Annotated in this window: 22 protein-coding genes and 1 riboswitch; of the genes, 14 read left to right on the top strand and 8 right to left on the bottom strand. The window is 73.8% G+C overall.

Annotated elements, in window-relative coordinates; genetic code table 11:
- The first annotated feature begins 133 nt into the window (after nt 1-133).
- Nucleotides 134-1,042 carry a tyrosine recombinase XerC gene (locus ACO229_RS13195; protein ID WP_397433185.1) on the top strand — a complete coding sequence of 303 codons (909 nt, stop codon included), beginning with the start codon at nt 134-136 and terminating at the stop codon, nt 1,040-1,042.
- 137 nt (nt 1,043-1,179) lie between these two features.
- Here the strand turns inward: ACO229_RS13195 and ACO229_RS13190 are convergent, their stop codons facing one another.
- The gene (locus ACO229_RS13190; RefSeq protein ID WP_423465201.1) at nt 1,180-1,758 is read right to left on the bottom strand and encodes a murein hydrolase activator EnvC family protein; all 579 of its coding nucleotides are present in this window, start codon (nt 1,756-1,758) and stop codon (nt 1,180-1,182) included.
- Nucleotides 1,759-2,343: 585 nt separating this feature from the next.
- On the opposite strand from ACO229_RS13190, the gene rpsB reads away from it, so the two are divergent.
- The 7 genes from rpsB (at nt 2,344) to ACO229_RS13155 (ending at nt 8,415) form a co-directional block, all read left to right on the top strand.
- Nucleotides 2,344-3,270, top strand: a complete 927-nt coding sequence (rpsB, locus tag ACO229_RS13185; RefSeq protein WP_397416078.1) for a 30S ribosomal protein S2 — start codon at nt 2,344-2,346, stop codon at nt 3,268-3,270.
- Nucleotides 3,271-3,372: 102 nt separating this feature from the next.
- Complete coding sequence (gene tsf, locus ACO229_RS13180; RefSeq protein WP_397416076.1) at nt 3,373-4,212, top strand: translation elongation factor Ts; 840 nt, start codon at nt 3,373-3,375, stop codon at nt 4,210-4,212.
- A gap of 175 nt (nt 4,213-4,387) precedes the next feature.
- The gene (gene pyrH, locus ACO229_RS13175; RefSeq protein ID WP_423465200.1) at nt 4,388-5,143 is read left to right on the top strand and encodes a UMP kinase; all 756 of its coding nucleotides are present in this window, start codon (nt 4,388-4,390) and stop codon (nt 5,141-5,143) included.
- Nucleotides 5,144-5,256: 113 nt separating this feature from the next.
- On the top strand, nt 5,257-5,814 hold the full coding sequence (gene frr / locus ACO229_RS13170; protein WP_397416072.1) for a ribosome recycling factor: 558 nt from the start codon (nt 5,257-5,259) through the stop codon (nt 5,812-5,814).
- Between the two features lie 50 nt (nt 5,815-5,864).
- Nucleotides 5,865-6,707, top strand: coding sequence for a phosphatidate cytidylyltransferase (locus ACO229_RS13165; protein WP_397433127.1), 843 nt, complete (start codon nt 5,865-5,867; stop codon nt 6,705-6,707).
- Nucleotides 6,708-6,772: 65 nt separating this feature from the next.
- Nucleotides 6,773-7,867: a 23S rRNA (adenine(2503)-C(2))-methyltransferase RlmN gene (rlmN, locus tag ACO229_RS13160; protein ID WP_423465301.1), complete on the top strand. Its 1,095-nt coding sequence runs from the start codon at nt 6,773-6,775 to the stop codon at nt 7,865-7,867.
- A gap of 5 nt (nt 7,868-7,872) precedes the next feature.
- Complete coding sequence (locus tag ACO229_RS13155) at nt 7,873-8,415, top strand: DivIVA domain-containing protein (protein WP_397416309.1); 543 nt, start codon at nt 7,873-7,875, stop codon at nt 8,413-8,415.
- 114 nt (nt 8,416-8,529) lie between these two features.
- On the opposite strand, the gene ACO229_RS13150 is transcribed toward ACO229_RS13155, so the two are convergent.
- Nucleotides 8,530-8,925: a MerR family transcriptional regulator gene (locus tag ACO229_RS13150; protein WP_397416068.1), complete on the bottom strand. Its 396-nt coding sequence runs from the start codon at nt 8,923-8,925 to the stop codon at nt 8,530-8,532.
- 70 nt (nt 8,926-8,995) lie between these two features.
- On the opposite strand from ACO229_RS13150, the gene ACO229_RS13145 reads away from it, so the two are divergent.
- Both ACO229_RS13145 and ACO229_RS13140 read left to right on the top strand, forming a co-directional pair.
- Complete coding sequence (locus ACO229_RS13145; protein ID WP_423465199.1) at nt 8,996-10,159, top strand: MFS transporter; 1,164 nt, start codon at nt 8,996-8,998, stop codon at nt 10,157-10,159.
- The gene (locus ACO229_RS13140) at nt 10,135-10,377 is read left to right on the top strand and encodes a hypothetical protein (protein ID WP_423465198.1); all 243 of its coding nucleotides are present in this window, start codon (nt 10,135-10,137) and stop codon (nt 10,375-10,377) included. Before ACO229_RS13145 ends, ACO229_RS13140 begins: the two co-directional genes overlap by 25 nt.
- A gap of 52 nt (nt 10,378-10,429) precedes the next feature.
- Here the strand turns inward: ACO229_RS13140 and ACO229_RS13135 are convergent, their stop codons facing one another.
- Nucleotides 10,430-11,848, bottom strand: a complete 1,419-nt coding sequence (locus tag ACO229_RS13135; protein ID WP_423465197.1) for a hypothetical protein — start codon at nt 11,846-11,848, stop codon at nt 10,430-10,432.
- Between the two features lie 165 nt (nt 11,849-12,013).
- On the opposite strand from ACO229_RS13135, the gene ACO229_RS13130 reads away from it, so the two are divergent.
- A complete protein-coding gene (locus ACO229_RS13130; protein ID WP_397416061.1) occupies nt 12,014-12,286 on the top strand; it encodes a hypothetical protein in 273 nt (90 codons plus the stop codon).
- A gap of 281 nt (nt 12,287-12,567) precedes the next feature.
- On the opposite strand, the gene ACO229_RS13125 is transcribed toward ACO229_RS13130, so the two are convergent.
- The 3 genes from ACO229_RS13125 to ACO229_RS13115 form a co-directional block, all read right to left on the bottom strand.
- Entirely contained in the window at nt 12,568-13,848 is a 1,281-nt protein-coding gene (locus ACO229_RS13125) for a DUF418 domain-containing protein (RefSeq protein WP_423465196.1), read from the bottom strand.
- An 85-nt stretch (nt 13,849-13,933) separates the two neighbouring features.
- On the bottom strand, nt 13,934-15,217 hold the full coding sequence (locus ACO229_RS13120; protein WP_423465195.1) for a DUF418 domain-containing protein: 1,284 nt from the start codon (nt 15,215-15,217) through the stop codon (nt 13,934-13,936).
- Between the two features lie 50 nt (nt 15,218-15,267).
- Nucleotides 15,268-17,433: a DEAD/DEAH box helicase gene (locus ACO229_RS13115; RefSeq protein WP_423465194.1), complete on the bottom strand. Its 2,166-nt coding sequence runs from the start codon at nt 17,431-17,433 to the stop codon at nt 15,268-15,270.
- A 128-nt stretch (nt 17,434-17,561) separates the two neighbouring features.
- On the opposite strand from ACO229_RS13115, the gene ACO229_RS13110 reads away from it, so the two are divergent.
- Entirely contained in the window at nt 17,562-18,224 is a 663-nt protein-coding gene (locus ACO229_RS13110; RefSeq protein ID WP_423465193.1) for a hypothetical protein, read from the top strand.
- 66 nt (nt 18,225-18,290) lie between these two features.
- On the opposite strand, the gene ACO229_RS13105 is transcribed toward ACO229_RS13110, so the two are convergent.
- Nucleotides 18,291-21,299, bottom strand: a complete 3,009-nt coding sequence (locus tag ACO229_RS13105; protein WP_423465192.1) for a hypothetical protein — start codon at nt 21,297-21,299, stop codon at nt 18,291-18,293.
- A gap of 134 nt (nt 21,300-21,433) precedes the next feature.
- Between ACO229_RS13105 and ACO229_RS13100 the strand changes: the two genes are divergently transcribed.
- The gene (locus tag ACO229_RS13100; protein WP_423465191.1) at nt 21,434-23,233 is read left to right on the top strand and encodes a RyR domain-containing protein; all 1,800 of its coding nucleotides are present in this window, start codon (nt 21,434-21,436) and stop codon (nt 23,231-23,233) included.
- Between the two features lie 32 nt (nt 23,234-23,265).
- Nucleotides 23,266-24,435 (top strand): 1-deoxy-D-xylulose-5-phosphate reductoisomerase, encoded by a 1,170-nt coding sequence (gene dxr, locus ACO229_RS13095; RefSeq protein ID WP_423465190.1) that lies wholly within the window; start codon nt 23,266-23,268, stop codon nt 24,433-24,435.
- Here the strand turns inward: dxr and thiD are convergent.
- Nucleotides 24,422-25,357: a bifunctional hydroxymethylpyrimidine kinase/phosphomethylpyrimidine kinase gene (thiD, locus tag ACO229_RS13090; RefSeq protein ID WP_423465189.1), complete on the bottom strand. Its 936-nt coding sequence runs from the start codon at nt 25,355-25,357 to the stop codon at nt 24,422-24,424. The genes dxr and thiD overlap by 14 nt on opposite strands.
- A riboswitch (TPP riboswitch) is annotated at nt 25,347-25,444 on the bottom strand. Its footprint overlaps the gene before it by 11 nt.
- Between the last annotated feature and the right edge of the window lie 18 nt (nt 25,445-25,462).

The raw sequence follows: 25,462 nt of genomic DNA, 5'->3' as shown, positions 1-25,462 counted from the left end.
TGCGGGCGGGTGCGGGGCGGTGCGGGGCACCGCGTACGGACGGCGCGCCTTCGTCGCCCGGCGGCAGGCGAGGCGCACACTGGAAAACGTGGACCTTACCGACCTGTCCGGCTTGCCTCGGCTGCCCGAGCAGATGTCCGACGCCGTGTCCCGGTTCGCCAGCTATCTCGACGCGCAGCGCGGGCACTCCGCCCACACGCGGCGCGCCTACGTGGCGGACGTGACCGACCTCCTGCGCTACGCGATGCGCCACGGCACCACGCGTCTCGACGCGATCGATCTCACCCTGCTGCGCGGCTGGCTGGCCTCCCAGTCCGACCGTGGGCTCGCCCGCTCGACGCTCGCGCGCCGGGGGGCCTCCGCACGTGCGTTCCTGCGCTGGGCGCACCGCGCCGGGCTCGTGCCCGTGGACCCGTCGTCGCGCCTGGCCAGTCCCAAGGTCCCGCGCACGCTGCCGACCGTGCTGGACGTGGACGCCGCCGGCCGCCTGCTCGACGGCGCCCGGGCGGTCGCCGACGAGGCCGACGAGGCGACACGTCCTGCTGCACTGCGGTCGTGGGTCGCCGCCGAGCTGCTGTACGGCGCGGGGATCCGGGTGGGCGAGCTGGTGTCCGTCGACGTCGGGCACGTCGATGCCCGGGACCGCCTCGTGCGGGTGCTCGGCAAGGGCGGCAAGGAACGCGTGGTGCCGTTCGGCATCCCGGCGGCGCGCGCGGTCGAGGCCTGGCTGTCCGACGGGCGACCCGCGCTCGTGACCGCCACGACGGGCGACGCGCTGCTCGTGGGGGAGCGCGGCGGACGCTGGGGGCAGCGGCAGGTGCGTGAGGCGATCCACCGCCTCGCGGCCCAGGCCGGGGTCGACGACGTGGCACCCCACGCGCTGCGGCACTCGGCGGCGACGCACCTGCTGCAGGGCGGCTCGGACCTGCGCGCCGTGCAGGAGGTGCTGGGGCACGCCAACCTCGCGACGACCCAGCGCTACACCCACGTCGACGCCGAGCGCCTGCGCAGCGTCTACGCCCAGGCATTCCCACGCGCCTGACCGGGTCGCCGATCACCTCGACGTCCACCCGGCCGCACGAAGCCGGCCGCACGAAGCCGGCCGCACGAAGCCGGCCGCACGAAGCCGGCCGCACGAAGCCGGCCACACGGAGATGGCCGGGTCCCCACTGCTCACCGTCACCGGTCCGGGAGGAGCACGATGGGCGGACGGTCCAGGAGCGTGAGCGGATCGATGTACCGCTCGCCGCGCCGGACGCCCCAGTGCACGCACGACCGCGGCGCACAGTGGTTCGCCGACACGTTGTCGCCCGCGCCGTCGCCCTCCACCGTGCCGATGACGGTCCCCGCCGCCACGGCGGTCCCGACCGCTACCGACGCCGTGACCGGTTCCAGGCTGCTGCGCAGGCCGTCGGGGTGCGTGACCACGACGACGCCGCGGCGCGCCACCGGCCCCGCGAACGTGACGACGCCCGGGCCAGGGGACACCACGTCGGCGCTGACCGCCGCCGTGAGATCCACGCCCCGGTGGCCGGGACCCCACTCGTGCTCGGGCGGGTCGAACGACCGCTCCACGCCGGACGGTGGATCGACACCGGAGACGGGTGCTACGTACCCGGTCGGAGAGCTGCCGGGTACCGAGCGCACCGTCATGTCGGGTCCCGCGCGCAGCGCCGCGGCGGGCGCGCCCACCGTCGACCCGACGAGCAGGACGGCGATCAGGACGGTCCGCGCGAGGGCGGCCAAGCCTGACCGCACTCCGATCGTCCTCTCGGCTCGGGCAGGCGTGCCGCGGCCGAGCACGGCCGAGCCGACAGGACGAGGTGCACGGGACGGGGCACCGGGGCCAGGGGGGAATGTCGTCATGCGGTGAGCATCGCCCGCCGTCGGCCACCGTGCGCAGCCCTCTCCCCGCGCCTGTGCACAGTGCGGCTCGAACCGCTCCTGTGGTCACGCTCGGTGCCCGTCGGCGCCACCACCGGTGCCTGTGCGCGCCGGCGGGCGATGTCACAGTCGCGACCCGTCCGCCGGGTCCTCGTCGCAAGGGCTGGTCGGGTAGACTTCCTCCCGCGACCGGCATGAACTTCCGTCCGGTGGACCCACGGCCTTCGGCCGGCGGCCCACCTGGGCGAGGGGCACCCGGTCGACACCGCGCGTCACATCGAGTCGCGTCCGGCAGCGGTCCGGCCCAGAGGGTCGGCGTCGGGCACGTCGTGACGCCAGGGGCACCGGAGCAGCAGTGGTGCCGATTCAACCCGACCGCGGCCTGGGGCATCGCCCCGCGCCGCCTGAAATGCGTGCGGAATCACCGGGGCGATCCCGGCCGCACCGAAAGGACGTGTCATGGCCGTCGTGTCCATGCGCCAGCTCCTCGAGAGCGGTGTCCACTTCGGACACCAGACCCGCCGTTGGAACCCGAAGATGAAGCGCTTCATCTTCACGGAGCGCAACGGCATCTACATCGTCGACCTGCAGCAGTCGCTGCACTTCATCGACAGCGCCTACGACTTCGTCAAGGAGACGGTCGCCCACGGCGGCTCGATCCTGTTCGTCGGCACCAAGAAGCAGGCCCAGGAGCCGGTGGCCGAGCAGGCCGCCCGCGTCGGGATGCCCTACGTGAACCACCGCTGGCTCGGTGGCATGCTCACGAACTTCACCACCGTGCACAAGCGTCTCCAGCGCCTCAAGGAGCTCGAGGAGATCGACTTCGACGACGTGGCCGCCTCGGGCCTCACGAAGAAGGAGCTCCTGGTCCTGCGTCGCGAGAAGGACAAGCTCTCGCGCACGCTGGGCGGCATCCGTGACATGGCCAAGGTCCCCTCGGCCGTGTGGATCGTCGACACCAACAAGGAGCACCTCGCGGTGGACGAGGCCCGCAAGCTGGGCATCCCCGTCGTGGCGATCCTCGACACCAACTGCGACCCCGACATGGTCGACTACGCGATCCCGGGCAACGACGACGCGATCCGCTCCGTCACGCTGCTCACCCGCGTGATCGCGGACGCCGCCGCCGAGGGCCTCATGCAGCGCCACTCGGGCGGTGCCAAGACCGGTGCCGAGGCCGAGGCCGCCGCCGAGCCGCTGGCCGAGTGGGAGCGCGAGCTCCTGGCCGGCTCCGAGGCTCCGGCCGAGGCTGCCGCCCCGGCTGAGGCCGCGCCCGCCGAGGCCGCCGCCCCCGAGGCCGAGGCCGCCCCCGCCGCCGAGGCGACCGAGGCCGCTCCGGCTGCCGAGGCTGCTCCGGCCGAGGCTGAGGCCGAGACCGAGAAGTGACCTGTCGCGTCGCCCGGGCCCCCGCGGGGGCACGGGCGACGCACCGGCCCTCAGGTCGCACGACCTCCCACGAACAACACGACTGCACGGAGGACCAGAACAATGGCGAACTACACCGCCGCTGACATCAAGGCGCTGCGCGAGCGCACCGGCGCCGGCATGCTCGACGTCAAGAAGGCCCTGGACGCTGCCGACGGCGACGCCGACAAGGCCATCGAGATCATCCGCACCAAGGGCCTGGCGCGCGCCGCCAAGCGCGAGGGCAACGCCACGTCCGAGGGCCTCGTGGCCGTCAAGGTCGAGGACACCGCCGCCGGCCAGGTCGCCACCATGATCGAGCTGAACGCCGAGACGGACTTCGTCGTCAAGAACGAGAAGTTCATCGCGCTGGCCGACGCCGTCCTGGAGGCCGCTGCCGCCGCCGGTGCCGCGGACGAGGTCGCGGCCGCCGCCGCGCCCGCCCCCGAGGGCACCGTCGCGGAGTTCATCGCCGCGCAGGGCGCCACGCTGGGCGAGAAGCTCGCCCTGCGCCGCGTCGCGCGCGTCGAGGGCCCGAAGGTCACGACGTACCTGCACCGCACGGCCAAGGACCTGCCGCCGTCGATCGGCGTGCTCGTCGTCACCGACGAGGCCGGTGCGGCCGTGGCCAAGGACGTCGCGCAGCACATCGCGGCGATGGCCCCGAAGTACCTCACGCGCGAGGACGTCCCGGCGGACGTCGTCGAGAAGGAGCGCGAGATCGCTCTGGAGACCTCGAAGAACGAGGGCAAGCCGGAGGCGGCGCTGCCCAAGATCGTCGAGGGTCGCCTGAACGGCTTCTTCAAGGAGGTCGTGCTCGTGGACCAGCCGCTGGCCAAGGACCCCAAGGTCACGGTGGGCAAGCACGTCGCCTCCGTGAACGGCTCGCTGAACTCGTTCGTGCGTTTCCGCGTCGGTTCCTGACGCATCCCGGTCGGCCCGGTCCGCGCTTCGGCGCGGGCCGGGCCGACCTGTACGCGGGCCGGTCGTGACCGGCCCGGACGCCTGTGCCCCTGCGCAGAGGTGGGTTGCCCGTCAGTCGGGCAGTATTCCGGGAGGGGCAGCGTCCCGGCAGTGTCGAACGAAGGGTGACGGACCAGTGAGTGACGAGGCGACCCAGGGCGTGGCGGTGGACGCGGCAGGCAACCCTGCCCGGCGTGTGCTGCTGAAGCTGTCGGGCGAGGCGTTCGGCGGGGGCAGCGTGGGGCTGGACGCCGACGTCGTCCGCCGCATCGCGAAGGAGATCGGCGTGGCCGTGCGCGACGGCGTGCAGGTCGCGATCGTCGTCGGCGGCGGGAACTTCTTCCGTGGCGCCGAGCTGAGCGTGGCCGGCATGGACCGCGCCCGCGCGGACTACATGGGCATGCTCGGCACGGTCATGAACTGCCTCGCGCTGCAGGACTTCCTGGAGCAGGCCGGCGTCAAGACGCGCGTGCAGACCGCCATCACGATGGGCCAGGTCGCCGAGCCGTACATCCCGCTGCGCGCGATCCGGCACCTGGAGAAGGGGCGCGTCGTCATCTTCGGCGCGGGTGCCGGCATGCCGTACTTCTCGACCGACACCGTGGCGGTGCAGCGCGCCCTGGAGACGGGCTGCGAGCAGGTGGTCATGGGCAAGAACGGGGTCGACGGCGTCTACGACTCCGACCCGCGCCGCAACCCGGACGCGAAGAAGCTCGACCACCTGACCTACACGGACGCCCTGGTGAACCGGCTCGGCGTCATGGACGACACGGCGCTGGCGATGTGCCGCGACAACGACGTCCAGATGCGGGTCTTCGGCATGGAGGGCGAGGGGAACGTCACCCGTGCGCTCGCCGGCGAGCGGATCGGCACGCTGATCACCGCGCGCTGACCCGCGCGGCACCGTGCGCCCCGGCCGGGCCGGACGCGCGAAGCTTTCGGTAGCCGGGCAAAGTGTCCGTAGAGTGGCCCAGGCACCACCCGTAGACGAATGAAGGAGCAGTGGTGATCGACGAGACCCTCCTCGAGGCCGAGGAAAAGATGGAGAAGGCGATCGAGGTCGCCAAGGAGGACTTCGCGGGTATCCGCACCGGTCGTGCCAACGCTGGGATGTTCAGCAAGATCACCGTGGACTACTACGGTGCCCCGACGCCGCTGCAGCAGCTCGCGTCGTTCAACATCCCGGACGCCCGCACGGTGATGGTCGCCCCGTTCGACAAGGGTTCGCTGCCCGCCGTCGAGAAGGCGCTGCGCGACTCCGACCTGGGCGTCAACCCGGCGACCGACGGCAACGTCGTGCGCATCGTGCTGCCCTCGCTCACGGAGGAGCGGCGGCGCGACTACGTCAAGCTCGCCAAGGCCAAGGCAGAGGAGTCGCGCGTCTCGGTGCGCAACATCCGCCGCAAGGCCAAGGAGGAGCTGGACCGCATCGTCAAGGACGGCGAGGCCGGCGAGGACGAGGTCACGCGCGCCGAGAAGGAGCTGGACAAGCTCACCAAGAGCCACGTCGAGCAGATCGACCAGCTGCTCGCCAGCAAGGAGAGCGAGCTGCTCGAGGTCTGATGTCCGCACCGCCCCGAGAGAGAACCGAGCGAGACGACGCGCACCCCCACGTGACCTCAGATCCCGAGCCCGCACCGGCCCCCAAGCAGTCGCGGGCGGGCCGTAACCTGCCCGCCGCGATCCTCGTCGGCGTGGGCCTGCTCGGCGGCGTCGGCGCGTCGCTGTACTGGCGGCCCGAGCCGTTCGTCCTCCTCGTGATCGTCCTGCTCTGCGCGGGGCTCTGGGAGCTGCGACAGGCCTTCGCGCGCCGTGCGCTGCGGCTGCCCATGGTGCCCCTGTTCGTGGGCGCCGCGGGCATGATCGTGTCCGCCTACCGCGGCGGCGCGGAGGCGCTGTTCGTCGCCTTCGTGCTGACGGTCGCGGCGACGGTGGTGTGGCGTGCGCTGGACGGCTCCGGACTGGCCGCGGTCCGCGACTCGGCGGCGGCGATCTTCGCGGCGGCCTACCTTCCGTTCCTCGCGGGCTTCGTGGTGCTCATGCTCGCGCAGCCGGACGGCGAGATCCGCGTGGCGCTGTTCATCCTCCTGGCGGTCGCCAACGACACCGGCGGGTACGTCGCGGGCGTCCTGCTCGGCCGGCACCCGCTGGCCCCGACCGTCAGCCCCAAGAAGTCCTGGGAGGGCCTGGCCGGCTCGATCGTGCTGGCCACGGCGGTGGGGGTGATCGGCGCGGTGTACGGGCTGGGCCAGAGCCCGGTGCTCGGCGTCGCGCTCGGCGTGATGACCGCGATCACAGCGACGGTGGGCGATCTCGCCGAGTCGCTCCTCAAGCGTGACCTAGAATTGAAGGACATGGGCTCATTGCTCCCGGGGCACGGGGGCGTGCTGGACCGCCTCGACTCGCTGGTCATCACAGCGCCCTTCGTCTACCTCGTGCTCTCGGTGGTTGCCTGATGAAAACTCCCCTTGCCCAGCCGACCGTCCGCCCCTCGGACGAGACCCCGGCGATCCCCCTGCAGATGGCCCCGCGCCGTCGCGGCAAGCCGCCGCGGCACTTCGCCGACCTCACGCCCGAGGAGCGTGTCGCCTCCGTGGTCGAGGCGGGTGAGCCGGCATTCCGCGCCAAGCAGCTCATGACGCACTACTTCACGCACTACACGAGCGACGCGGCGAAGATGACGGACCTCCCGGCGCGGACCCGCGAGGACCTGGCGACGACGATGTTCCCGTCCCTGATCCGTCCCACGCGCACGCTCGAGGCCGACGGCGGCACCACGGTCAAGACCCTCTGGCACCTGTTCGACGACGCCAAGGTCGAGTCGGTGCTCATGCGCTACCCGCAGCGCACCACGCTGTGCGTGTCCAGCCAGGCCGGCTGCGGCATGGCCTGCCCGTTCTGCGCCACCGGGCAGCTCGGCCTCACGCGCAACCTGTCCACCGCAGAGATCCTGGAGCAGGTCCGCGCGGCCTTCCGCACCCTGGCCGACGGCGAGATCCCGGGTGGCGCGACCCGCCTGAACAACCTGGTGTTCATGGGGATGGGCGAGCCCCTGGCGAACTACAAGGCCGTGATCGAGACGGTGCGCGCGCTGGTCGCGCCGCAGCCGGAGGGCTTCGGCATGTCGGCCCGCAACATCACGGTCTCGACCGTGGGCCTGGTCCCGGCGATGCAGAAGCTGACCAAGGAGGGCATCCCCGTGACGCTCGCCCTCTCGCTGCACGCGCCGGACGACGACCTCCGCTCCGAGCTGGTCCCCATCAACACGCGCTGGAGCGTCGACGAGGCCCTGGACGCCGCGCGGAACTACTTCGAGGTCACCGGGCGCCGCGTCTCGATCGAGTACGCGCTGATCAAGGACATGAACGACCACGGCTGGCGCGCCGACCTCCTGGGCGAGAAGCTCAACGCCCGCGGCCGCGGCTGGGTGCACGTGAACCCGATCCCGCTCAACCCGACGCCCGGCTCGATCTGGACCGCGAGCGACCGTGAGGTCGAGGACGAGTTTGTGGCACGATTGCGCGGTCACGGCATTCCGACCACGATCCGTGATACCCGCGGGAGCGATATCGACGGCGCCTGCGGGCAGCTTGCGGCGGAGGAGGACGACGAGTGAGTGGGATGTTCAACACCGTTCCCCGGATGCGCACGGGGTACGACAAGGACGAGGTCGACGAGTTCTTCGAGCACGCCCGGCAGGCCTACGAGGGGCGCACCGCGGACAGGCTGACGAGCGCGGACATCCAGGCGTCCACGTTCGACCTGACCCGGGGCGGCTACAACACGCACGAGGTCGACGCGGCGCTCGACCGGCTCGAGGCGGCGTTCATCGCCCGGCAGCGTGCCGAGTACGCGGCGGCGCACGGTCAGCAGGCGTGGATGAACGCCCTCGCGGAGCGGGCACGTTCGCTCTACGGGCGGCTGGGCCGGCCCGACGGCGAGAAGTTCGCGCCCGCCGACCGCGGTTCGCAGGGGTACGACAAGGACGACGTCGACGACATGTGCGACCGTCTCATCGGCTACTTCGACCGTCAGGAGCCGCTGACGGCCGGTGACATCCGGTCGGCCACGTTCGGCCGCGCCCGGGGTGCGGACGCCTACGACGAGGCCTCGGTGGACGCGTTCCTGAGCCGCGCGGTGGAGGTCCTGCTCGGCGTCGAGTAGGCCGCGCCGGGAAGACAGGGGCCGGAGCGCTGATTAGCGCTCCGGCTCTTCTCTGTCTCGGCCCCAGGTCTCGGCCCCAGGTCTTGGCCCCAGGTCTGCTGCGGCACGGGTGGGTCAGGCCGGTACCGCCGCCTCCTGCGCCTCGCGCAGCAGCACCTCGTGCCGGGTGGCCGTCAGGAATCCGCGGATCGCGTCCCGGCTCCTGGTCAGGCAGTCGATGCGCGCCTCGACCCCCACCAGCTCCGTCGCGAGCTGCTCGGCGACCTCGCGCGGGCAGGTCGGGTCCTGGCGGTCGGCGGCGGCCTCGGCGTCGAGCAGCACCTTGACGAGCCGGGTCGGGATGCCGGCCTGGACGAGCCCGGCCACCCGTGACACCCGCTCCACGTGGGCCTCCGTGTAGGTGCGGTAACCGTTGGGCGCACGGTCGGCCGCCAGGAGGTCCTGCTGCTCGTAGTACCTGATGAGACGGGTCGTGACGCCCGTCCGGGCAGCGAGCTCACCGATCTTCATGGCCTGCCTCCGCACTGGATGGACACCGGGGTTGACATTGACACCAGTGTCAAACTTTAGCGTGGCGGGCATGGACACGACAGGCCGTACTGCAGCCACCACCACCAGCATCGACACCCTTCCGGCGGACCCCGCACCGCCCGCCGCCGGTCTGCCCTGGCCCTCGCTCCTCGTGCTCGGCACAGGGACGCTCCTCATGGTCACCGCGGAGATGCTGCCCACGGCAGTGCTCGCGCAGATGAGCGCGGGACTGGGCGTCGCGGAGTCGAGCACCGGCCTGCTCGTCTCGATGTGGGCGGCCGTCGTCGTGGTGCTGAGCTTTCCGCTGGTGCGGCTCACGCGCGGGTGGGACCGGCGCACCGTGATCGCCGGGGGCCTGGCCGTCCTCGCGGCGTCGTCCGTGCTCACGGCGCTCGCGCCGACCTATCCGGTCGCGGTGGGCGCCCGGGTCGTGGGGGCGGCCGCCGTCGGGCTGCTGTGGGCGACCACCAACGCCCACGTGGCCGACCTGGTCCCGGACCGCCTGCTCGGACGCGCGATCGCGGTGGTGCTCGGCGGAGCGACCCTGGGCATGGTGGTGGGCACGCCGCTGGCGCGGCTCGTGGCCGACGCCGCGGGGTGGCGTGCCGCCTTCTGGGCCCTGGCCGTCCTGAGCCTGGTGGCCGCGGCGGCGGTGCGGCTCGCGGTCGCGGGGACGCCCGGCCGGGTCGCCGGGACTCCCGACCAGGCCGCGGAGCCTGCCGCGCACGGTGCAGGGACGCCTGGACGCGGCCCCGCGACGGCGGGGCACGGGACCACGAGCGACGGGACGACGCCCGGCCGCGGCGCCGGGGACGACGGCGTCGGGGACATCGGCGCCGCCGGCCGCGCCGTCGGCGGCACGCGGAGCGGGTCCGGGCCCCTGCTGGCGGTGACCGCGCTCGTGGCGGTGGTGCTGGTGGGTCACTACGGCGCGTACACCTACGTCACCCGGTTGACGGAGGGGCCGGCCCAGGCGCTGCCGGGCGGGATGAGCACCCTCCTGCTGGTCTTCGGGATCGCGTCGGCGGTCGGTGTCGCCCTGGCAGGCCGGCTCGGCGACCGCAGCGGGCCCGCCCTCGTGATGAGCGTGGGGGCCACGGCACTGACCCTGCTGGGCCTGGGGCCGTGGACGTGCACCCCGCGGTCGGCGTCGCGGTGGTCGTGGCGTGGGGTGTGGCGTCGGGCGGGATGCCGCCGTTCGCACAGACGCTGATCCTGCGGCTGGCCGGACCGGAGCGTCGCTCCTTCGCCGGGGCCCTGATCCCGGTGCTGTTCAACGGCGGGATCGCCGTCGGCGCCGCGCTGGCCTCCGCCGTCGTCGCCGCGAGCGGTGTGGCGGCGCTCCCGCCGCTCGCCGCGGCGGTGGTCGCGGTGGCGACCCTCGCCCTCACCCTCCCGCCCGCGGCCCTGCTCCGGCGTGCCTCGCGCTGAGGCGCCGGCGGAACGAGGTCGTACCCCGGCGGGTACGACCTCGTTCCCCGCGTCAGCAGCTCGGGGCGACCGGGGCCGACGAGCCGGTGTTGACGTAGGCGTCCGAGACCCAGTTGCCCGGGCCGATGCGGTTCCACACGTTGGTGGTGCCGTAGGTGCCGGTCACGGTGGTGCCCGTCGCAGTGCACTCGATCACCACGTTCGCGTGGTTGCCCGCCAGCCCCACCGCGGAGGTCCCGGTGCCGGGACCGGAACGGACGGTGAGGGGGCCGCCGCTGGTGCGGACGATCCCGCGCGGGCCGCTGCCCGTCCAGAGATAGGTCACGGTGGTCCACGCGTTGTCGGTCAGGCCGAGGCCGTCCCAGAAGGTGCCGTCGCCCAGGTCGATGCCGGCCGGGTTGGCGACCCGGCGGCCGAACCCGTCGAGACCGCCGTTGTAACCGTCCTCGTACGCGGCCTGCGACTGAGGGCGGCCCTGCGGAAGGTCCGTCCAGGACTGGCGGGTGCTCGCCGGGTTCCAGTAGTCGTCGGTGGTGTTCCACGGGCCGACGTCCCACACGGGGGCGTACGCGCACCGGCCGGTGCTGGCCGCGCACACCCGCACCGAGTAGCTGCCCGAGCTGTTCGCCGACAGCCCGCGCCGCGACGGCAGTGCCACGAAGTGGTCGCGCTGGGTGATGACGTGCCCGTTCGCCGTGGTCCCGCCCACGAGGCCCTCGCGGGTGGCGAAGACGCGGTACACGTCGGCGGCGGACGTCGTCGCGGACTCCGCCTCGACGTCCTGGAGGGACCGCGACCGGGGAGCCGCGGGCGTGAGCGTCACCTCGCGGACCGTCGGCCCCACGGCCTGCGCGCCGACGAGCGTGACCCGTGCCTGCACCGTGCCGGACGCCGCGGGCAGCGTCGAGCCCGCCGGGACCCACTCGGTCCAGGCGTCGGGGCCCTGCTCGGTGAGGCGGGCGCGCACGTCGACCAGGACCGACGTGCCGTGCGGGGTCGTGGCGTCGACCTCGGCCGTGACGCTCCCGGCGGGCTCGTCGAGGGTCACCGGCGGGGCGACGAGCTGTCCGGAGCGCTCCTGGTCCGCCGTGGCGGACGGTGCGGCGGCGGGCTCGGTGGGCCCCGTGGGCCCGGTGGCCTGCGTGCCGGCGTCCGGCGTCGTGGCTTGCGTGCCGGCGTCCGGCACCGGGGCGGGGGCCTCGGCGGTGGGCGTGGCGGCGCCGTCCTCGGCAGGGGCAGCGGCGCCGTCGTCCGCGGGGGAGGAGAGGCGGAGGGCACCGCCGGAGTGGCGCACCCCGGTGTCGTCGGCGGTGAGGGTGGCGAGGTCGACGGACCAGGCCTGCGCGGCCGGGTCGGAACCGGTGCCCGGGGTGACGGCCGCGACGGCACTGCCCGAGGCCACCAGGAGCGCGCAGGTGGTGGCGGCCAGGAGGGCGCCACGGCGACGGGTCTTGCGTACCTGGATCAGCATGGGGTGAATCTATGCGTCCTGGTATTTCACCCGCGAGGGGAAGAGGGTGAAATTCTCGATACGTCTGCCGGTCGCCCGGCCCGGGCCGCGCGTGGTGCATGATCGGGGGAGCGGCCACGACCACGTGGACGGCACGACGAGCAAGCACAGCGCAAGGAGAAGCACGTGTCCGAGTTCCTGGCCGACAAGCCCGGCAAGTTCGACCTCGACGGGGACGGCGTGACCGACGTCGAGGTCGCCGACACCGACGGCGACGGCGTGGTGGACGCCCAGTTCGAGGACTACGACGGCGACGGCGTGCCCGACGTCGAGCTGTACGACACCGACGGCGACGGGCGCCCCGACGTCGTCATGGAGACCGCCGGTGGCACGCGCACCATCTCGGTGGACACGGACGGCGACGGCGAGGACGAGCCGGTCGACTCGTTCCCGGTCTGACCTGATCCGGGGGGCTCCATCCTGCCCGATCCGGCTTGACGCCGTCCGGCTCGTCACCCCCGGCTCGCCGCCGCCCGACCAGTCGCCGTCCGGCCCGTCGCCGCCCGGTCCGGCTCCGCCATCGGCGTCTCGCCCCGAAGTGCGCTTCTACCCAGTCATTGCGCCCATGCCAGGCGTGGTTTCCGGGCGCAATGACTGGGTAGAAGCGCACCTCACGTGGTCGCGGCACTCACGTGGTCGCGGCACCTCACGTCGCCGTGCACCTCACGTCGGCGCGGCCCTCACGTCGTCGGGACACCCGGGCGGCCGTACAGCAGGCGGCGGAGGGCCACCTCGGCCGGGCCGCGCCGGCCGGTGCGTTCCTGCCAGACGGCGAAGAGCACGGTCAGCCCCCACACGAGCACGGCGTAGACCAGCATGGTCCACGACGTGAGGTGCTGGCCCAGCCCGAGCCCCCAGGCGGCGAGCACCGGGGCGCACAGCACGGACTGGAGCAGGTAGGAGGTCAGCGACCGCTTGCCGACCGCCTGGACGGCGCCCGCGAACGGCCCGTCGGTGAGGAGCAGGTTGCCGGACGGCGTGCCGGTACGCCGCTGCGCCACGCGGTGGCCGATCAGGCCGAACAGCGCCACGTAGCCCAGCCCGCCGAAGAAGCCCGTGAGGATCTGCACGGGCATGAAGACCCAGGCGGCGTGGTCCGGGACGCCGATGGCACCGATGTGGTCGAGGGCTGCGGGCAGCGGCCCGAGCCAGCCGATGGTGAGGCCTACGACGGCCACGCGGCGCAGCAGCGGCAGGTGCTCGCCGGGGTTCTCCAGGATGCGGCGGCGGCCGGCCCAGAAGGCGAGCAGCAGCATCACCGGGACCACGAGCGTGAGCACGCCCTGCCCGACCGTGCCGAAGGTCCAGTACGCCAGCCGCCAGCCGATCGAGGCGAGGTACGACGTGGTGGACACCGACTCGCTGTCGGAGGGCAGGAAGTCGGCCGCCATCTGTCGTGCCGTGGGGTCGTCGGCCGGGAGCTGTGCGATGAACCCCGCGGCGACGGCCGAGAGCACCACGAGCAGCGCCGCCGGTGCGCCGAGCACCCACGTCCACACGATCAGCGTGCGGTCCCTCACCCGGAAGAAGAACGCCACCATCAGCAGGCCCGCGAGGCCGTAGGCGCCCAGCACGTCACCCATCCAGAGCAGTGCGGCGTGCACGAACCCGAAGGCGAGGAGCAGCCCGTTGCGCTTCTGCAGGAGGCCGCGGGCGGTGGCGTCCGGGGTCCCTGAGGCGACCTGGCGGTGGTAGAGCTGCATCATGCCGTAGCCGAACAGGAACGCGAACATGGGGTAGGTCCGCATGTCGACGAGCGTGATGGTCAGGAAGTCGGCCACCTTGTCGACCGACGAGCCGTCCCGGGGGTGTGACGTCCCGGGATTCATCTCCGAGCCCCACAGGTAGTACGTCGTGTTGGCGATCGCGATCAGCAGCAGCATGAAGCCGCGGGCCAGGTCCGGCGCGGGCGATCGTTCGGCGGCCTGGACGGGTCCCCTGATCAGGACGGTTGTTGACATGGGGACATCACACCAGGTCAGCGCGGGGGTCGCGACGAAAAAGGGTGAAAATCTCAGGCGGCAGGCTCGTCCAGCCGGGTGCGTGTCACGCCGCGGGTGCCTGCACGGGCCTGCCGTACACCAGCCGGCGCAGCGCCACCTCGGCCGGGCCGCGCCGGCCGGTGCGTTCCTGCCAGACGGCGAACGCCACGGTCAGGGTCCACACGAGGACGGCGTACAGCAGCATGCTCGCCGAGCCGAGGTGCTGGCCCAGCCCCAGGCCCCACGCGGCGAGCACCGGGGCGCACAGCACCGACTGGAGCAGGTAGGAGGTCAGCGACCGCTTGCCGACCGCCTGGACGGCGCCCGCGAACGGCCCGTCGGTGAGGAACAGGTTGCCGGACGGCGTGCCGGTACGCCGCTGCGCCACGCGGTGGCCGATCAGGCCGAACAGTGCGACGTAGCCCAGCCCGCCGAAGAAGCCCGTCAGCACCTGGACGGGGAGGAACACCCAGGCCGCGTGGTCCGGCACGCCGAAGGCGCCGACGTGGTCGAGCGCAGACGGCAGCGGCCCGAGCCAGCCGATGGTGAGGCCCACCACGGCCACGCTGCGCAGCAGCGGCAGGTGGTCACCGGGGTTCTCCAGGATGCGGCGGCGGCCGGCCCAGAAGGCGAGCAGCAGCATCATCGGGACCACGAGCATGAGCACGCCCTGGCCCACCGTCCCGAGGACCCAGAACGCCAGGCGTTCGCTGATGGAGGCGAGGTACGACGTGGTGGTCATCGACTCGCCCGTGGAGGTCGCGAAACCGGCCGCCAGCTCGCGCGCGACCGGGTCGTCCGCGGGGAGCTGCGCCGTGAACCAGGCCCCGACCACCGCGAACGCCGTGCCGATCGTCAGCAGCCCGCCGAGCACCCACGTCCACACGAGCAGGGTGCGGTCCTTGACCTGGAAGAAGAGCCACACCATGAGCAGCCCGGCCAGGCCGTAGGCGCCGAGCACGTCGCCCATCCACAGCAGGGCCGCGTGCACGAACCCGAACGCGAGCAGCAGCCCGTTGCGCTTCTGCAGGAGCCGCCGCGCCGTGTCCGGCGAGGTGCCGGAGGCCGTCTGGCGGTTGTAGAGCTGCATCATGCCGTAGCCGAACAGGAACGCGAACATGGGGTAGGTCCGCAGGTCCACGAGCACGATGATGAGGAAGTCGGCCACCTTGTCGATCGCCGAGCCGTCGCTGGGGTGGGACGCGCCGGCGCTCATCTCGCTGGCCCACAGGTAGTAGGGCGTGTTGGCGATCGCGATGAGCAGCAGCATGAAGCCGCGCGCCAGGTCGGGTGCGGGCGAGCGCTCGGCGGCGCGGACGGGACCCCGGGTGAAAGTGGTGGCCGGCATGCCCCTATCTCAGCAGGTGGCGAGCCGGTCCGCGAGGAAAGAGCGGTCGGTCAGGCCGCCGGTTCCTCGCCCAGCCGTGCCCGCTCCTGCTCGACGATCCGCCGGGCGATCTCGGTGTCGGCGACGTCGGTGGCGCCCGGGGCCACCGCCACCGTCGACCGCCCCGCGTACTCGGCGAACAGCTCGGCCTTGGTGCCCAGGATCTCCAGGAGCCGTTCGTCCACGCTCTTCTCGACCAGCAGCCGGTGCACCTGCACCGTGCGGACCTGACCCATCCGGTGCGCCCGGGCGATCGCCTGTGCCTCGACGGTCGGCTTGACCTGGGGCTCGCACAGGATCACCACGGACGCGGCCTGGATGTTGAGGCCCACGCCGCCCGCCTCGATCTGGCTCACCAGCACCTTGGGCTCGGGCGAGCGCGTGAACTCGTCCACCAGCTCCTGCCGCCGCCGCGCGGGCACGGAGCCCGTGATGGGGCCGACGGCGAGCGGGCCGAGCTCGGCCAGCACCCGCTCGATGACGTCCCGGAAGAACGAGAAGACGACGACCTTGCGGTTGTTGTCCATCGCCTCGGCGACGATCTCGCGCAGGCGCACCAGCTTCGCGGTCGGCTCGGGGGCCTCGACGAACGCCGCCCGGCGCATGTCCGCGAACGAGCGCTTCAGGACCGCCCGCCGGTAGGCGGCGCCGTCGTGCCTGCCGAACCGTTCCCACTCGTCCACCTGCACCAGCTCGGGCAGCTCCGTGAGCACGTCCTCCTGGTTGCGCCGCAGGTACACGGTGGCGACCGACCGCCGGAACGCCGCGGCGCCCGCCAGGCCGGCCGCCGGGTCGATCGACTCCGCGACCTCGGGCTTGAGGTATCGCACGAGGCTGCGGAACTCGTCCACCGTGTTCTCCATGGGCGTGCCCGTCATGAACAGCACCCGTTCGGCGGTCCGGCACCAGGCCGCGACCCGTTCCGAGCGCTGGGCCCGCGGGTTCTTGACGTAGTGCGCCTCGTCCACGACGAGCAGCGCCGGCCGGGGCATCCCGTCGGCGCGCACGTGCCCGAGCTGGGGAAAGGTCACGATGCCGACGCCGCCGTCGGCCACCCACGCACGGATGCCGTCGTCCCGGTCCTCGCCGTGCAGCACGCGCACGGGCAGGCGGGAGTGCGCCGCGACCTCACGGCCCCAGCTCGACGCGACGCTCGCGGGGCAGACGACGAGGAAGTGCCGGCGGCGGTGGGCGGCGAGGTGCGCCATGGTCGCGATGGCCTGGACGGTCTTGCCGAGCCCCATCTCGTCGCCGAGGATCGTGCGGCGCTGCACCAGCGCGTAGCGGGCGCCGAACGCCTGGTACCCGCGCAGCGAGACGGTCAGCAGGGACGTGTCCAGATCCTGGTTCGTGACCTGGTCGACGACCTCCTCGGGCAGGTAGCCCTCCGCGGCCTCGACGTCGACGCCGAGGTCGACCAGGTCGCCGAGCGCTGTGTAGTAGGCGGCGGCGCGGAGCTCGTAGTCGCGCCACACCTCCTCGTCCGGCGTCCCGGTCAGCGCCTGGTCCAGGCGGCGCAGGGCGTCGGTGACACCGGAGCGGTCGAGGCCCTCGACGGTCCGGTCCAGGTCGGTCAGGGCGGCGTCGGCCGTCGCGGTGCGGTCGCGGCCGGCGAACAGACGCCGGACCAGGGTGCCGCGCACGGCGCCGGCCTGCTCGAGGTCGGCCAGCCGGGGCACGTCGACGTCGAGCCGTTCGCCCCAGGCGTCGAAGAACCGGGCGACCTGCTCGTGGGCGTGCAGGGCGCGCACCAGGCCGGTGGCGAGCGGGTCGGCGGGGGCGTGGGCGATGCGGAACGTGAGCGCGGCGTCGACGGCGTCGAAGATCTGCCGCGCGGCGTCCTGGAGCAGCCTGGCGGTGCGCGGGCCGACGCCGGCCACGGCCTCGAGCTCCGGCGCGGTCGCCTCCAGCACCTGGGCGACGGTGCGGAACCCGGCGGCCTCCACGGGTCCGACCCGCAGGCGCCCGGTGCTGACCTCACGGATCCGGTCGGTGGGTACCTCGGCGAGCTCCGCGAGCACCGTGGCGTCACGGGCGGCGCGGTAGGCGGCTCGTACCCGTTCGGGTGCCGCGGCGCGTTCCGTCAGTGCGTCCGAGCCCAGGGCGTGCCGGGCGCGGGCGCGCCCGAGGAGGTCGCGGGCCGCGCTGCGGGACCAGGTCCGGATGGTGGTCTCCATGGCCGCCGACGGTACCGGGTGGACGCCGTGGCGGGCGTGCGCGCGCGCCGTCTACGGGCGCGTCGCGGTGCATACCGGACTGAACGCCCGTTCTGGTAGTTTCGTCGCACCGTGGACAGGAGGAACGAGTGAGCACGGACGCACTGCCTCAGGAGGCACAGGCGGCGCAGGTCACCGCAGCAGGGGAGACGGCGCCCGAGGTGGCGCCGCAGCCGGCACCGGCCGTCGAGACGGCGGCACCGGTCGCCGAGCAGGAGGCCGGCACGACGCCGGCCGCGAGCCCGGCCCCGGCGGAGGGCCAGGCCCCGGAGCGTGAGGACAACCTCGAGACGCGCACCGCCGCCCGGCTGCACCAGCTGGTGGCCTCGGGCGCGGAGAAGCTGCCCGGCGAGACCGGCAGCACGGTGTCACGTCTGGCCGTGGCGCTGCTGTCGTTCGGCAGCCAGGCCGCTGCGAAGGACCAGGACAAGCCGACCACCAAGCTGATGGGCGAGGCCGTCCAGCTCTACAAGAGCCTGGACGACGACGACCCGAACAAGCAGCGTGAGGTGCTCGAGCACGCGCTGGAGACGTTCACGACGTCGACGCTCGGCGGCAAGGAGCGGTCGCAGGTGCTGGAGGTCGCCGAGGAGGCGATGAGCCTGTGGGGCAAGCTGCGGGGCACCACGTCGGACCTCGTCAAGAGCGACGCGGTGACCTCGATGCGCTCGCTGTCCGGCGTCCTGCGCAAGGAGGGCCGCGACGACGAGGCGGACGAGACGGACAAGGAAGCCACCCGCCTGGAATCCTGACCCGCCCCACCGTGAGTGCTGGGCATTCGCCCTTCTAGGTGTGCCAGGAGGGCGAATACCCAGCACTCAGCGGGCTGCGGGGCAGGTGGGGGTGCTCGACAGGGGCACGCCGTCCGGCATGTCCGCCGCCGTGGGTTCACGGCCCGCCATGGCGCACGCGCGGGCCATCATCTGGTCGTCCGAGAACGTCCAGCCGGTCGTGACCCCGTGGTCCTGGACCACCAGGAGCTGGCCGTCGGCGGCGTGCACGTCGTTCGCCGCCACGGTGCCGCCGGGGGAGTAGAGCCGGGTCGCGAGCTCCCCGACCTTCTGCCCGGTCTCGATGTCGAAGAACGCGAGCGCCGGGCCCTGGTTCCGCGCCACGAGGTTCGGTCCCGGCAGCACCGCCAGGACGTCGCCGGAGGTGCCGGCGAGGTCCAGGCTCCGTGGGTCGGAGCCGTCGTCGACGCCGCGCAGCCGCACCGCCGAGTCCAGGCCCAGGGTGACGAGCTGGTCCGGCAGCGTGCCGGAGCCGTCGCGCCTGCCGATCAGGCGTACCTGCGCCACGCTGCTGCCGCGCACCGTCCAGACGTCGCGCTCGCCGCGGGCGACCGCGTCCAGGTCGGCGACCCGCAGGGAGAAGTCGCGGGGTGCGACGGCGACCCGCAGGCCGTCGTCGGTGACGGCGACGCGGCCGGGCTGTGCCCACTCGGTCTCCAGCCGCGGCGTGCTGCCCAGCGGCCCCGGAACGTGCACCGCCCGTTCCTCCAGGTCCGCGTCGAGCAGGTGCAGCCCGGAGCAGGCGTCGACCAGCAGCACGTCGTCGCGCGTGCGCTGGGCGCTGACGACGGTCGCGCAGGCGGGGTCGCCGCCGTCGAGGCCCGGCGCGACGAGGTCGCGGAACCCGGCCTCGTACCCGGCGACGGTCCCGCCCTGGGTCCGGTAGGCGGTGCCGTCGGGCGCGATCAGCAGGAGCCGGTCGCCGTCGAGCCAGACCGGCAGCAGCGGGCTGCCGGTGTCGGGGCTGCCGGCGGGGAGGGTCACCGTGCCGAGGCCGTGGATGGTGACGGTGCCGTCGGACCAGGCGGCGGCGGTGCTCACCTGCCGGGTCTCCGGGTCGCGGTAGGTCGCCAGCACCGCCGTGGGCCCGTCGGCGGCATGGTCCGGCGCCGACGTCGCGACCTTTCCGGCCGCGGGCGGCAGCGGCAGGTCCCCGTCGGTGCCGGCGGTGCTCCACAGTGCGATCCGCCCGTCCGTCGCCACGGCCACGCGGTCGGTCCCCACGAGGACGGGCGGCCCGGTCCGCCGGACGCCGGACAGGTGCCAGGTGCGGTGCACGTCGGTGCCGGCGGAGATCTCGCAGACGACGAGCCCGTCGTCGGTGGCGACCAGGGCGCGGGTGGCGCCGTCGTCGATCGCGACCATCTGCGGGTGTCGCCAGGCGCGCGGGACCGGGCAGTCGGCCGTCCGCGCCGTGCCGTCCGCCCAGTGGTGCACGGTGACGCCGGAGCCGTCGGGAGTCAGCGCCGCCCAGTCGCGCAGCGAGGGCGACGGGACGGCGTCCGCGGGCAGGTCGACGGGTGCGTCGGCGGCCGGTTCCAGGGTGTCGAGGCCGCGGACCTCGAGCGTGCCCGCGGCGGCGTCCGCCACGGCCACGGTGCGGCTGGAGCCGACCGCCAGCGACGTGACCGACAGGTTCGTGCCGACCTTGCTGCGGAACGCGAGGTGCTGCTCGTGGGGGCGCAGCGAGCCGTCGTCCGACTCCAGGACCGCCAGGTCCCGGCCGGTGAGGTTGATGCTGCCGATCCGGTCCCGGTCGGTGGCGGCGTCGTGCCACGCGATGAGCAGGGTGTCGCCGGCGGGGGTCACGGCGACCGCCGTCGCGCCGGGCAGGTCGAGGTGGGTCTGGCGGCTGGTGCTGCCCTCGGGCAGCGGGCCGAACCGGCCCACCGTCACGCCGAGGTCGTCGACGGCCGCGACCACCGTCCCGTCCGCGCTGCCCGCCACGGCGGGCCCCGTGCGCCCGGGGCCGGTGACGGTGCCGAACGGGGTGCGGTCGCCGCGCAGCACCTCGGGGGCGCCGTCGTCGGGGTTCCAGCGCACGAGGTCGCCCGTGCCGGTGCGGCCGACCACGCCGGTGCTCGTCGGCGCGACGTCGGCCAGCTCGGTCTCCTCGGGCACGTCGACGGTGCGCAGCAGGTAGGGGTCGGCCGGCTCGTTCGCCGTGACAGCGTTGAACAGCGCGGTACGGGTCTGCCCGTCGCGCAGGCGCCGTACCGCCTCGACGGCCAGGAGCTGTGCGGTGGCCGGGTCGTCCTGGTGCACCACGTGCGACGTCGCCCCGAGCAGGTGGGCCGCGTTGGCGTTGACCGCCTCGTTCGCCCGGGTCGCCTCCCGGACCGCCACGCCGGTCGCGCCGACGGCTAGCACCAGGGCGGCCCCGAGGGCCGTGCTCACCAGGCGGTTGCGCAGCCCGACGGAGCTCTGCCGGGCGATGTGCGCGCTGAGGATCTCCTCGGTGCTGACGTCGGGGCCGCGCAGCGGGGCCACCAGCTCGGCCAGCGCCGTGGGGCGGTCCGGGTGGTGCCGCCAGAACCGGCGCTGGCGCAGCCGCGTCAGGTCGGTCCACTTGGGCTCGTGGTCGATCCGGTGCGCCAGCGGCGCGGGCAGCGCGGTGGTGCTGATCGTGTCGATCTCGCCGCTGGTCTGGTCCCAGACGATCTTGCCGCTGGTCAGCGCCACCAGCAGGGTCTCGGGCTCGCGGTGGTCGAGCCACCAGGCGACCTCCTTGGCCACGTAGTGCGAGCTCGCGGCGCCCTCGGACGCGAACAGGATGAGGTAGTCCGAGCGCTCCAGCTTGCGCTGGATGGAGTCCCAGAGGCTCGGGTTGTTGGCCAGCCCGGTCCGGTCCAGGAACACGTTCAGGTCCGGCACGCCCTCGCGGCGGTCGAAGTCGAGGAGCTGTGCGTGGAACGCGGGCGCGAACTCGCCGTCGGAGTCACGGCTGTAGGAGAGAAAGGCGTCGTACCGGTCGGTGCGCGGTGCCGCGTGCGCCCGGTGGGCGGGAAACAGGGAGCGAGCTCGCCGTTCGGACATCCTCGACCCCGCGGCCCTTCCACGGCGAAGGTCGTGGACCGGTGGAAAGACCTCCCCGGTGTGTAGTGTCGCCGCAGGTCGTGACCGTAGCCACTTTCGTGGTGAAATGCACGGTCGGCTGAGGGAGGCGGGAGATGGCGGCACCTGAGCTCGTCCGTCCGAGCGGCGGTACCCGGCGGCTGCGGATGCGCCGCTCCTGGGTGCGCGCGGGCTTCACAGGGCTGTTCGGCGTCGCGTTCGGCCTGGGGCTGTGGGGCTTCGCGGTCTACCGGACCGACCCCGGCTTCGCCTGGGGCACCACGGGCTGGGACGTCGTCTACTACTCCGTCCAGCTCTTCGTGCTCGGCGCCGAGGCCACCAACGACGGCGGCGACCTGCCCTGGCAGCTCCAGGCCGCCCGCTTCCTGGCCCCGGTCGCCACCGGCTACGCCGTGTTCGAGGCCGTGCGCTCGCTGTTCGCCGACCAGTTCGCGCTGATGCGGACGCGCCGGATGCGCGGGCACGCGATCGTGGTGGGCCGCACGCCCGCCGCCGACCTCATCGCCGAGGCCCTCGCGGCCCGGGGCGCCCTGGTGGTGCGGACCGCGACGGGCGACGCCGACTCCCTGCGCGACGCGGGGGTGGCCGGCGCCGCGGTCCTGTACGCCTGCGAGGCCGAGGACGACGAGCCCGGCGTCAACGTGCTCACCGTGGCCGTCGCCAACCGCGTGGACCGGAACGCCGACCTGCCCGGCCTGCGGCTCAACGCGCACGTCAGCGACCCCGAGCTCGCCCTGGCCCTCCAGGCGCGGCACCTGAGCCACCCCCAGCCCGGCGTCGACTTCTTCACGCTCGGCGAGCTGGTCGCCCGCTCCCTGGCCCGCCGCGACCGGCTCGTGGTGCGCGGGGACGCGCCGCACGTCTCGGTGGTCGGGCACGGCACGTTCGGCCGTGCGCTCGTGGTCGCGTTCGCGCGGCTGCGGAGCGTCGAGATCGCCTCGGGCGGCGAACCGCTCACGGTCACCCTGGTGGGGCCCGGCGCGCACGACGCCGCCCGCGCGCTGCACGCCCGCTGGCCCGCCGTCCGCGCGGCCTGCCGGCTGGTCCCGGTCGAGACGTTCGCCGACGTGCGTGCGATCGGCGTCCCGGCGCGGATCTACGTCTGCCACGACGACGACGGCGACGCCCTGCGCGAGGCACTGCGGGACAGCGACCTGTGGCGGGCGAGCGAGGGCGCCGTCGTGCTGCGCCTCAACCGCCTCGCCGGGCTGGGCGGCCTGTTCGGCACGCACGACGGCGCCATCCTCGACGACCTCGGGGGACGGCTCGACGTGGTCGAACCGGGCACGCTGCTGCGCCGCGCGACGGCACCCGGCGCGCTGGTGCACGACGACGTCTACGACCTCATGGCAGTCTCGGCGCACCTGACCTACCTGCGCAACCAGCGCGCGGCCGGCGTGGCCTGGGAGAGCACGCCGGCCATGGTCTCCTGGGCCGAGCTGTCCGACGACCTGCGCGCCGCCAACCGCGCCCAGGTGCGGGCCATCCCGGACCGGCTGCGCCAGATGGGCTGCACGGTCGCGCCCGCCCGCGGCACCGAGCACGGTCGCATCCCGGAACCCGTCGTGGACGCGCGGGCCGTGGACGAGCACGACCGCTGGACGGCCGAGAAGGTGGCCGCGGGCTGGACCTACGGGCCGCAGCGGGACGACGCCCGCCGCCTGCACCCCGACCTGCGCCCCTGGGACGAGCTGTCCGAGGCGGACCGGGAGAAGGACCGCGCGGCGATCCGTGCCATCCCGGTGATCCTCGCGGACTTCGGGCTCCACGTGGTGCCGCTCGACGGCGACGCCGGCTGGGAGGCCGACGGCGACCCCGTCCCCGACCCGCGCGGCGTCGTCCGCGGGTGGCGCATGTTCGGCCGCGGGCGGGCGGGGCAGCCCGGGGAGGGCTGAGACCCGCCCGCCGGGCCTGACAGGATGGCCCCATGCGAAGCGTCACCCTCCTCGGCTCCACCGGCTCCATCGGCACCCAGGCCGTCGACGTCATCGGGCGCAACCCCGACCGGTTCCGCGTGGACGCGCTGTCCGCCGGCGGCACGGACCTGCCGCTCCTCGCGCGCCAGGCGGCCGCCCTCGGCGTCCGCGCCGTCGCCGTGGCCGACGACGCCGCCCGCCCCGCGCTGACCGCCCTGCTCGCCGAGGCGGGGGCCGACGGCGTCGAGGTGCTCGCCGGGCCCGGCGCCGCCACCGAGCTGGCCGGCCGCGGCAGCGACGTCGTGCTCAACGGCATCACGGGCTCGGTCGGACTGCGCCCCACGCTCGCCGCGCTGGAGGCCGGATCGACGCTGGCGCTCGCGAACAAGGAGTCGCTGGTGGTGGGCGGCGCGCTGGTCACGGCGGCCGTGCGGCACGAGGGCCAGATCGTGCCCGTGGACTCGGAGCACTCGGCCATCGCCCAGGCACTGCGCTCGGGGTCGGCGTCCGAGGTGCGCAAGCTCGTGGTGACCGCGAGCGGCGGGCCCTTCCGGGGACGCACCCGCGACGAGCTGCGCGAGGTCACGCCCGCGCAGGCCCTGCGGCACCCCAACTTCGCGATGGGGCGCGTGGTCACCACCAACTCCGCGACCCTGGTGAACAAGGGCCTGGAGGTCATCGAGGCGCACCTGCTGTTCGACCTCCCGTTCAGCGCGATCGACGTGGTGGTGCACCCGCAGCAGATGATCCACTCCATGGTCGAGTTCGTGGACGGGTCCACCATCGCGCAGGCCGGCCCGCCGCGGATGCTCGTGCCCATCGCCCTCGGCCTGTCCTGGCCCGACCGCCTGCCCGACGTCGACGTGGGGATCGACTGGACGCAGGCCGCCACCTGGGAGTTCGCGCCGCTGGACGACGACGCCTTCCCCGCCGTCCGCCTGGCACGACAGGTCGGTGAGGCCGGCGCGACGTTCCCCGCGGTCTACAACGCGGCGAACGAGGTCTGCGTGGACGCCTTCCACGACGGCACCATCGGCTTCCTCGACATCGTCGACACGGTGGCCGCCGTCGTCGAGGCGCACGCGGCGACGGGCGCGGGCGATCCGGGGTCGGTCGAGGGCGTGCTGGAGGCCGACGCCTGGGCCCGGGCGCGGGCCGCGGAGATCCTCAAGACGGCGTAGGCGACAAGGCGGTGGCAAAGCCGTGGTGGACGGGGCCGTGGCCGCGCCACGGCCCGGCCGCCGTCCCGGTGCCCCCCACCACGAGGTCGTCCGCCGCGCGCAGCGCCTCCGTGAGGTAGGTCTTCGCCGCGCGCACCGCGGGCTCCCAGCCGTCGTGCACGGGCCGTAGCACGGCGCACGCCGAGCTCAGCGTGCAGCCCGTGCCGTGGGTGTTGCGCGTCGCGACCCGGGGCGCGGCGAGCGCCACGACGCCGCCGGCTCCCGCCCCGAGCCCCGGGCCCGCGAGGTGGTCCACCGCCTCCGCGGACGTGAGGTGCCCGCCCTTGACCAGGGCGAACCGTGCGCCGAGGCCCAGCAGCGCGCGGGCCTGGTCCGCGGCCTCGGCGGCGTCCCGGGCGGGGTCGGTGCCGAGCAGCACGGCCGCCTCGGGCAGGTTCGGCGTCACGAGGTCGGACAGGGGCAGCAGCTCCTCGCGGAGCACCGTCTCGGCCTCGCGCGCCAGCAGCCGGTCGCCCGACGTCGCGACCATGACCGGGTCGAGCACCACGAACGGCGGCCGCGCACCGGCCCGTAGGTCGCGCAGGGCGGCGGCGATCGCGCGGGCGACCTCGGCGTCCGTCGTCATGCCGATCTTCACCGTGTCCACGGCGACGTCGGCGAACAGGGTGGCGAGCTGTGCGGTGACCATGTCGGCCGGGACGGGCAGCACCCGGGTCACGCCCGTCGTGGACTGCGCGGTCAGGCCCGTGAGCACCGCGCAGCCGTAGCCGCCCAGGGCGGCGAACGTCTTCAGGTCGGCCTGGATCCCGGCACCGCCCGACGGGTCGGAGCCGGCGATCGTCAGCGCCACCACGGGGTGGCCGGCCGGGCGGGTGCGCGCGGCGGCGTCGAGCAGGGGGTCGGGGGGCAGGACGGAGCCCATGAGGCGTTCCCTTCGCTAGCACTACCTAGATCAGGTTCCACGGGTACGTCTCAGCCGGGCTGTGCCCCGGCGCCCCGCGCCATGTGGGCCCACCCTAGACCGGAT

The organism is Promicromonospora sp. MS192, from assembly GCF_049532985.1.
Lineage (GTDB): Bacteria > Actinomycetota > Actinomycetes > Actinomycetales > Cellulomonadaceae > Promicromonospora.
The sequence above is the reverse complement of the archived record's forward strand: the minus strand, read 5'-3'. Positions and strand labels throughout refer to the sequence as shown.

Excerpts from the sequence above, each read along its gene's own strand:
- dxr (WP_423465190.1), top strand. The coding sequence starts at position 23,266 with ATGCGAAGCGTCACCCTCCTCGGCTCCACCGGCTCCATCGGCACCCAG.
- ACO229_RS13120 (WP_423465195.1), bottom strand. The coding sequence starts at position 15,217 with ATGCCGGCCACCACTTTCACCCGGGGTCCCGTCCGCGCCGCCGAGCGC.
- ACO229_RS13155 (WP_397416309.1), top strand. The coding sequence starts at position 7,873 with ATGTTCAACACCGTTCCCCGGATGCGCACGGGGTACGACAAGGACGAG.
- ACO229_RS13140 (WP_423465198.1), top strand. The coding sequence starts at position 10,135 with ATGCCGCCGTTCGCACAGACGCTGATCCTGCGGCTGGCCGGACCGGAG.
- ACO229_RS13145 (WP_423465199.1), top strand. The coding sequence starts at position 8,996 with ATGGACACGACAGGCCGTACTGCAGCCACCACCACCAGCATCGACACC.
- thiD (WP_423465189.1), bottom strand. The coding sequence starts at position 25,357 with ATGGGCTCCGTCCTGCCCCCCGACCCCCTGCTCGACGCCGCCGCGCGC.
- ACO229_RS13195 (WP_397433185.1), top strand. The coding sequence starts at position 134 with ATGTCCGACGCCGTGTCCCGGTTCGCCAGCTATCTCGACGCGCAGCGC.
- ACO229_RS13125 (WP_423465196.1), bottom strand. The coding sequence starts at position 13,848 with ATGTCAACAACCGTCCTGATCAGGGGACCCGTCCAGGCCGCCGAACGA.
- rpsB (WP_397416078.1), top strand. The coding sequence starts at position 2,344 with ATGGCCGTCGTGTCCATGCGCCAGCTCCTCGAGAGCGGTGTCCACTTC.
- ACO229_RS13115 (WP_423465194.1), bottom strand. The coding sequence starts at position 17,433 with ATGGAGACCACCATCCGGACCTGGTCCCGCAGCGCGGCCCGCGACCTC.
- ACO229_RS13150 (WP_397416068.1), bottom strand. The coding sequence starts at position 8,925 with ATGAAGATCGGTGAGCTCGCTGCCCGGACGGGCGTCACGACCCGTCTC.
- ACO229_RS13105 (WP_423465192.1), bottom strand. The coding sequence starts at position 21,299 with ATGTCCGAACGGCGAGCTCGCTCCCTGTTTCCCGCCCACCGGGCGCAC.
- ACO229_RS13100 (WP_423465191.1), top strand. The coding sequence starts at position 21,434 with ATGGCGGCACCTGAGCTCGTCCGTCCGAGCGGCGGTACCCGGCGGCTG.
- tsf (WP_397416076.1), top strand. The coding sequence starts at position 3,373 with ATGGCGAACTACACCGCCGCTGACATCAAGGCGCTGCGCGAGCGCACC.
- rlmN (WP_423465301.1), top strand. The coding sequence starts at position 6,773 with ATGGCCCCGCGCCGTCGCGGCAAGCCGCCGCGGCACTTCGCCGACCTC.
- ACO229_RS13135 (WP_423465197.1), bottom strand. The coding sequence starts at position 11,848 with ATGCTGATCCAGGTACGCAAGACCCGTCGCCGTGGCGCCCTCCTGGCC.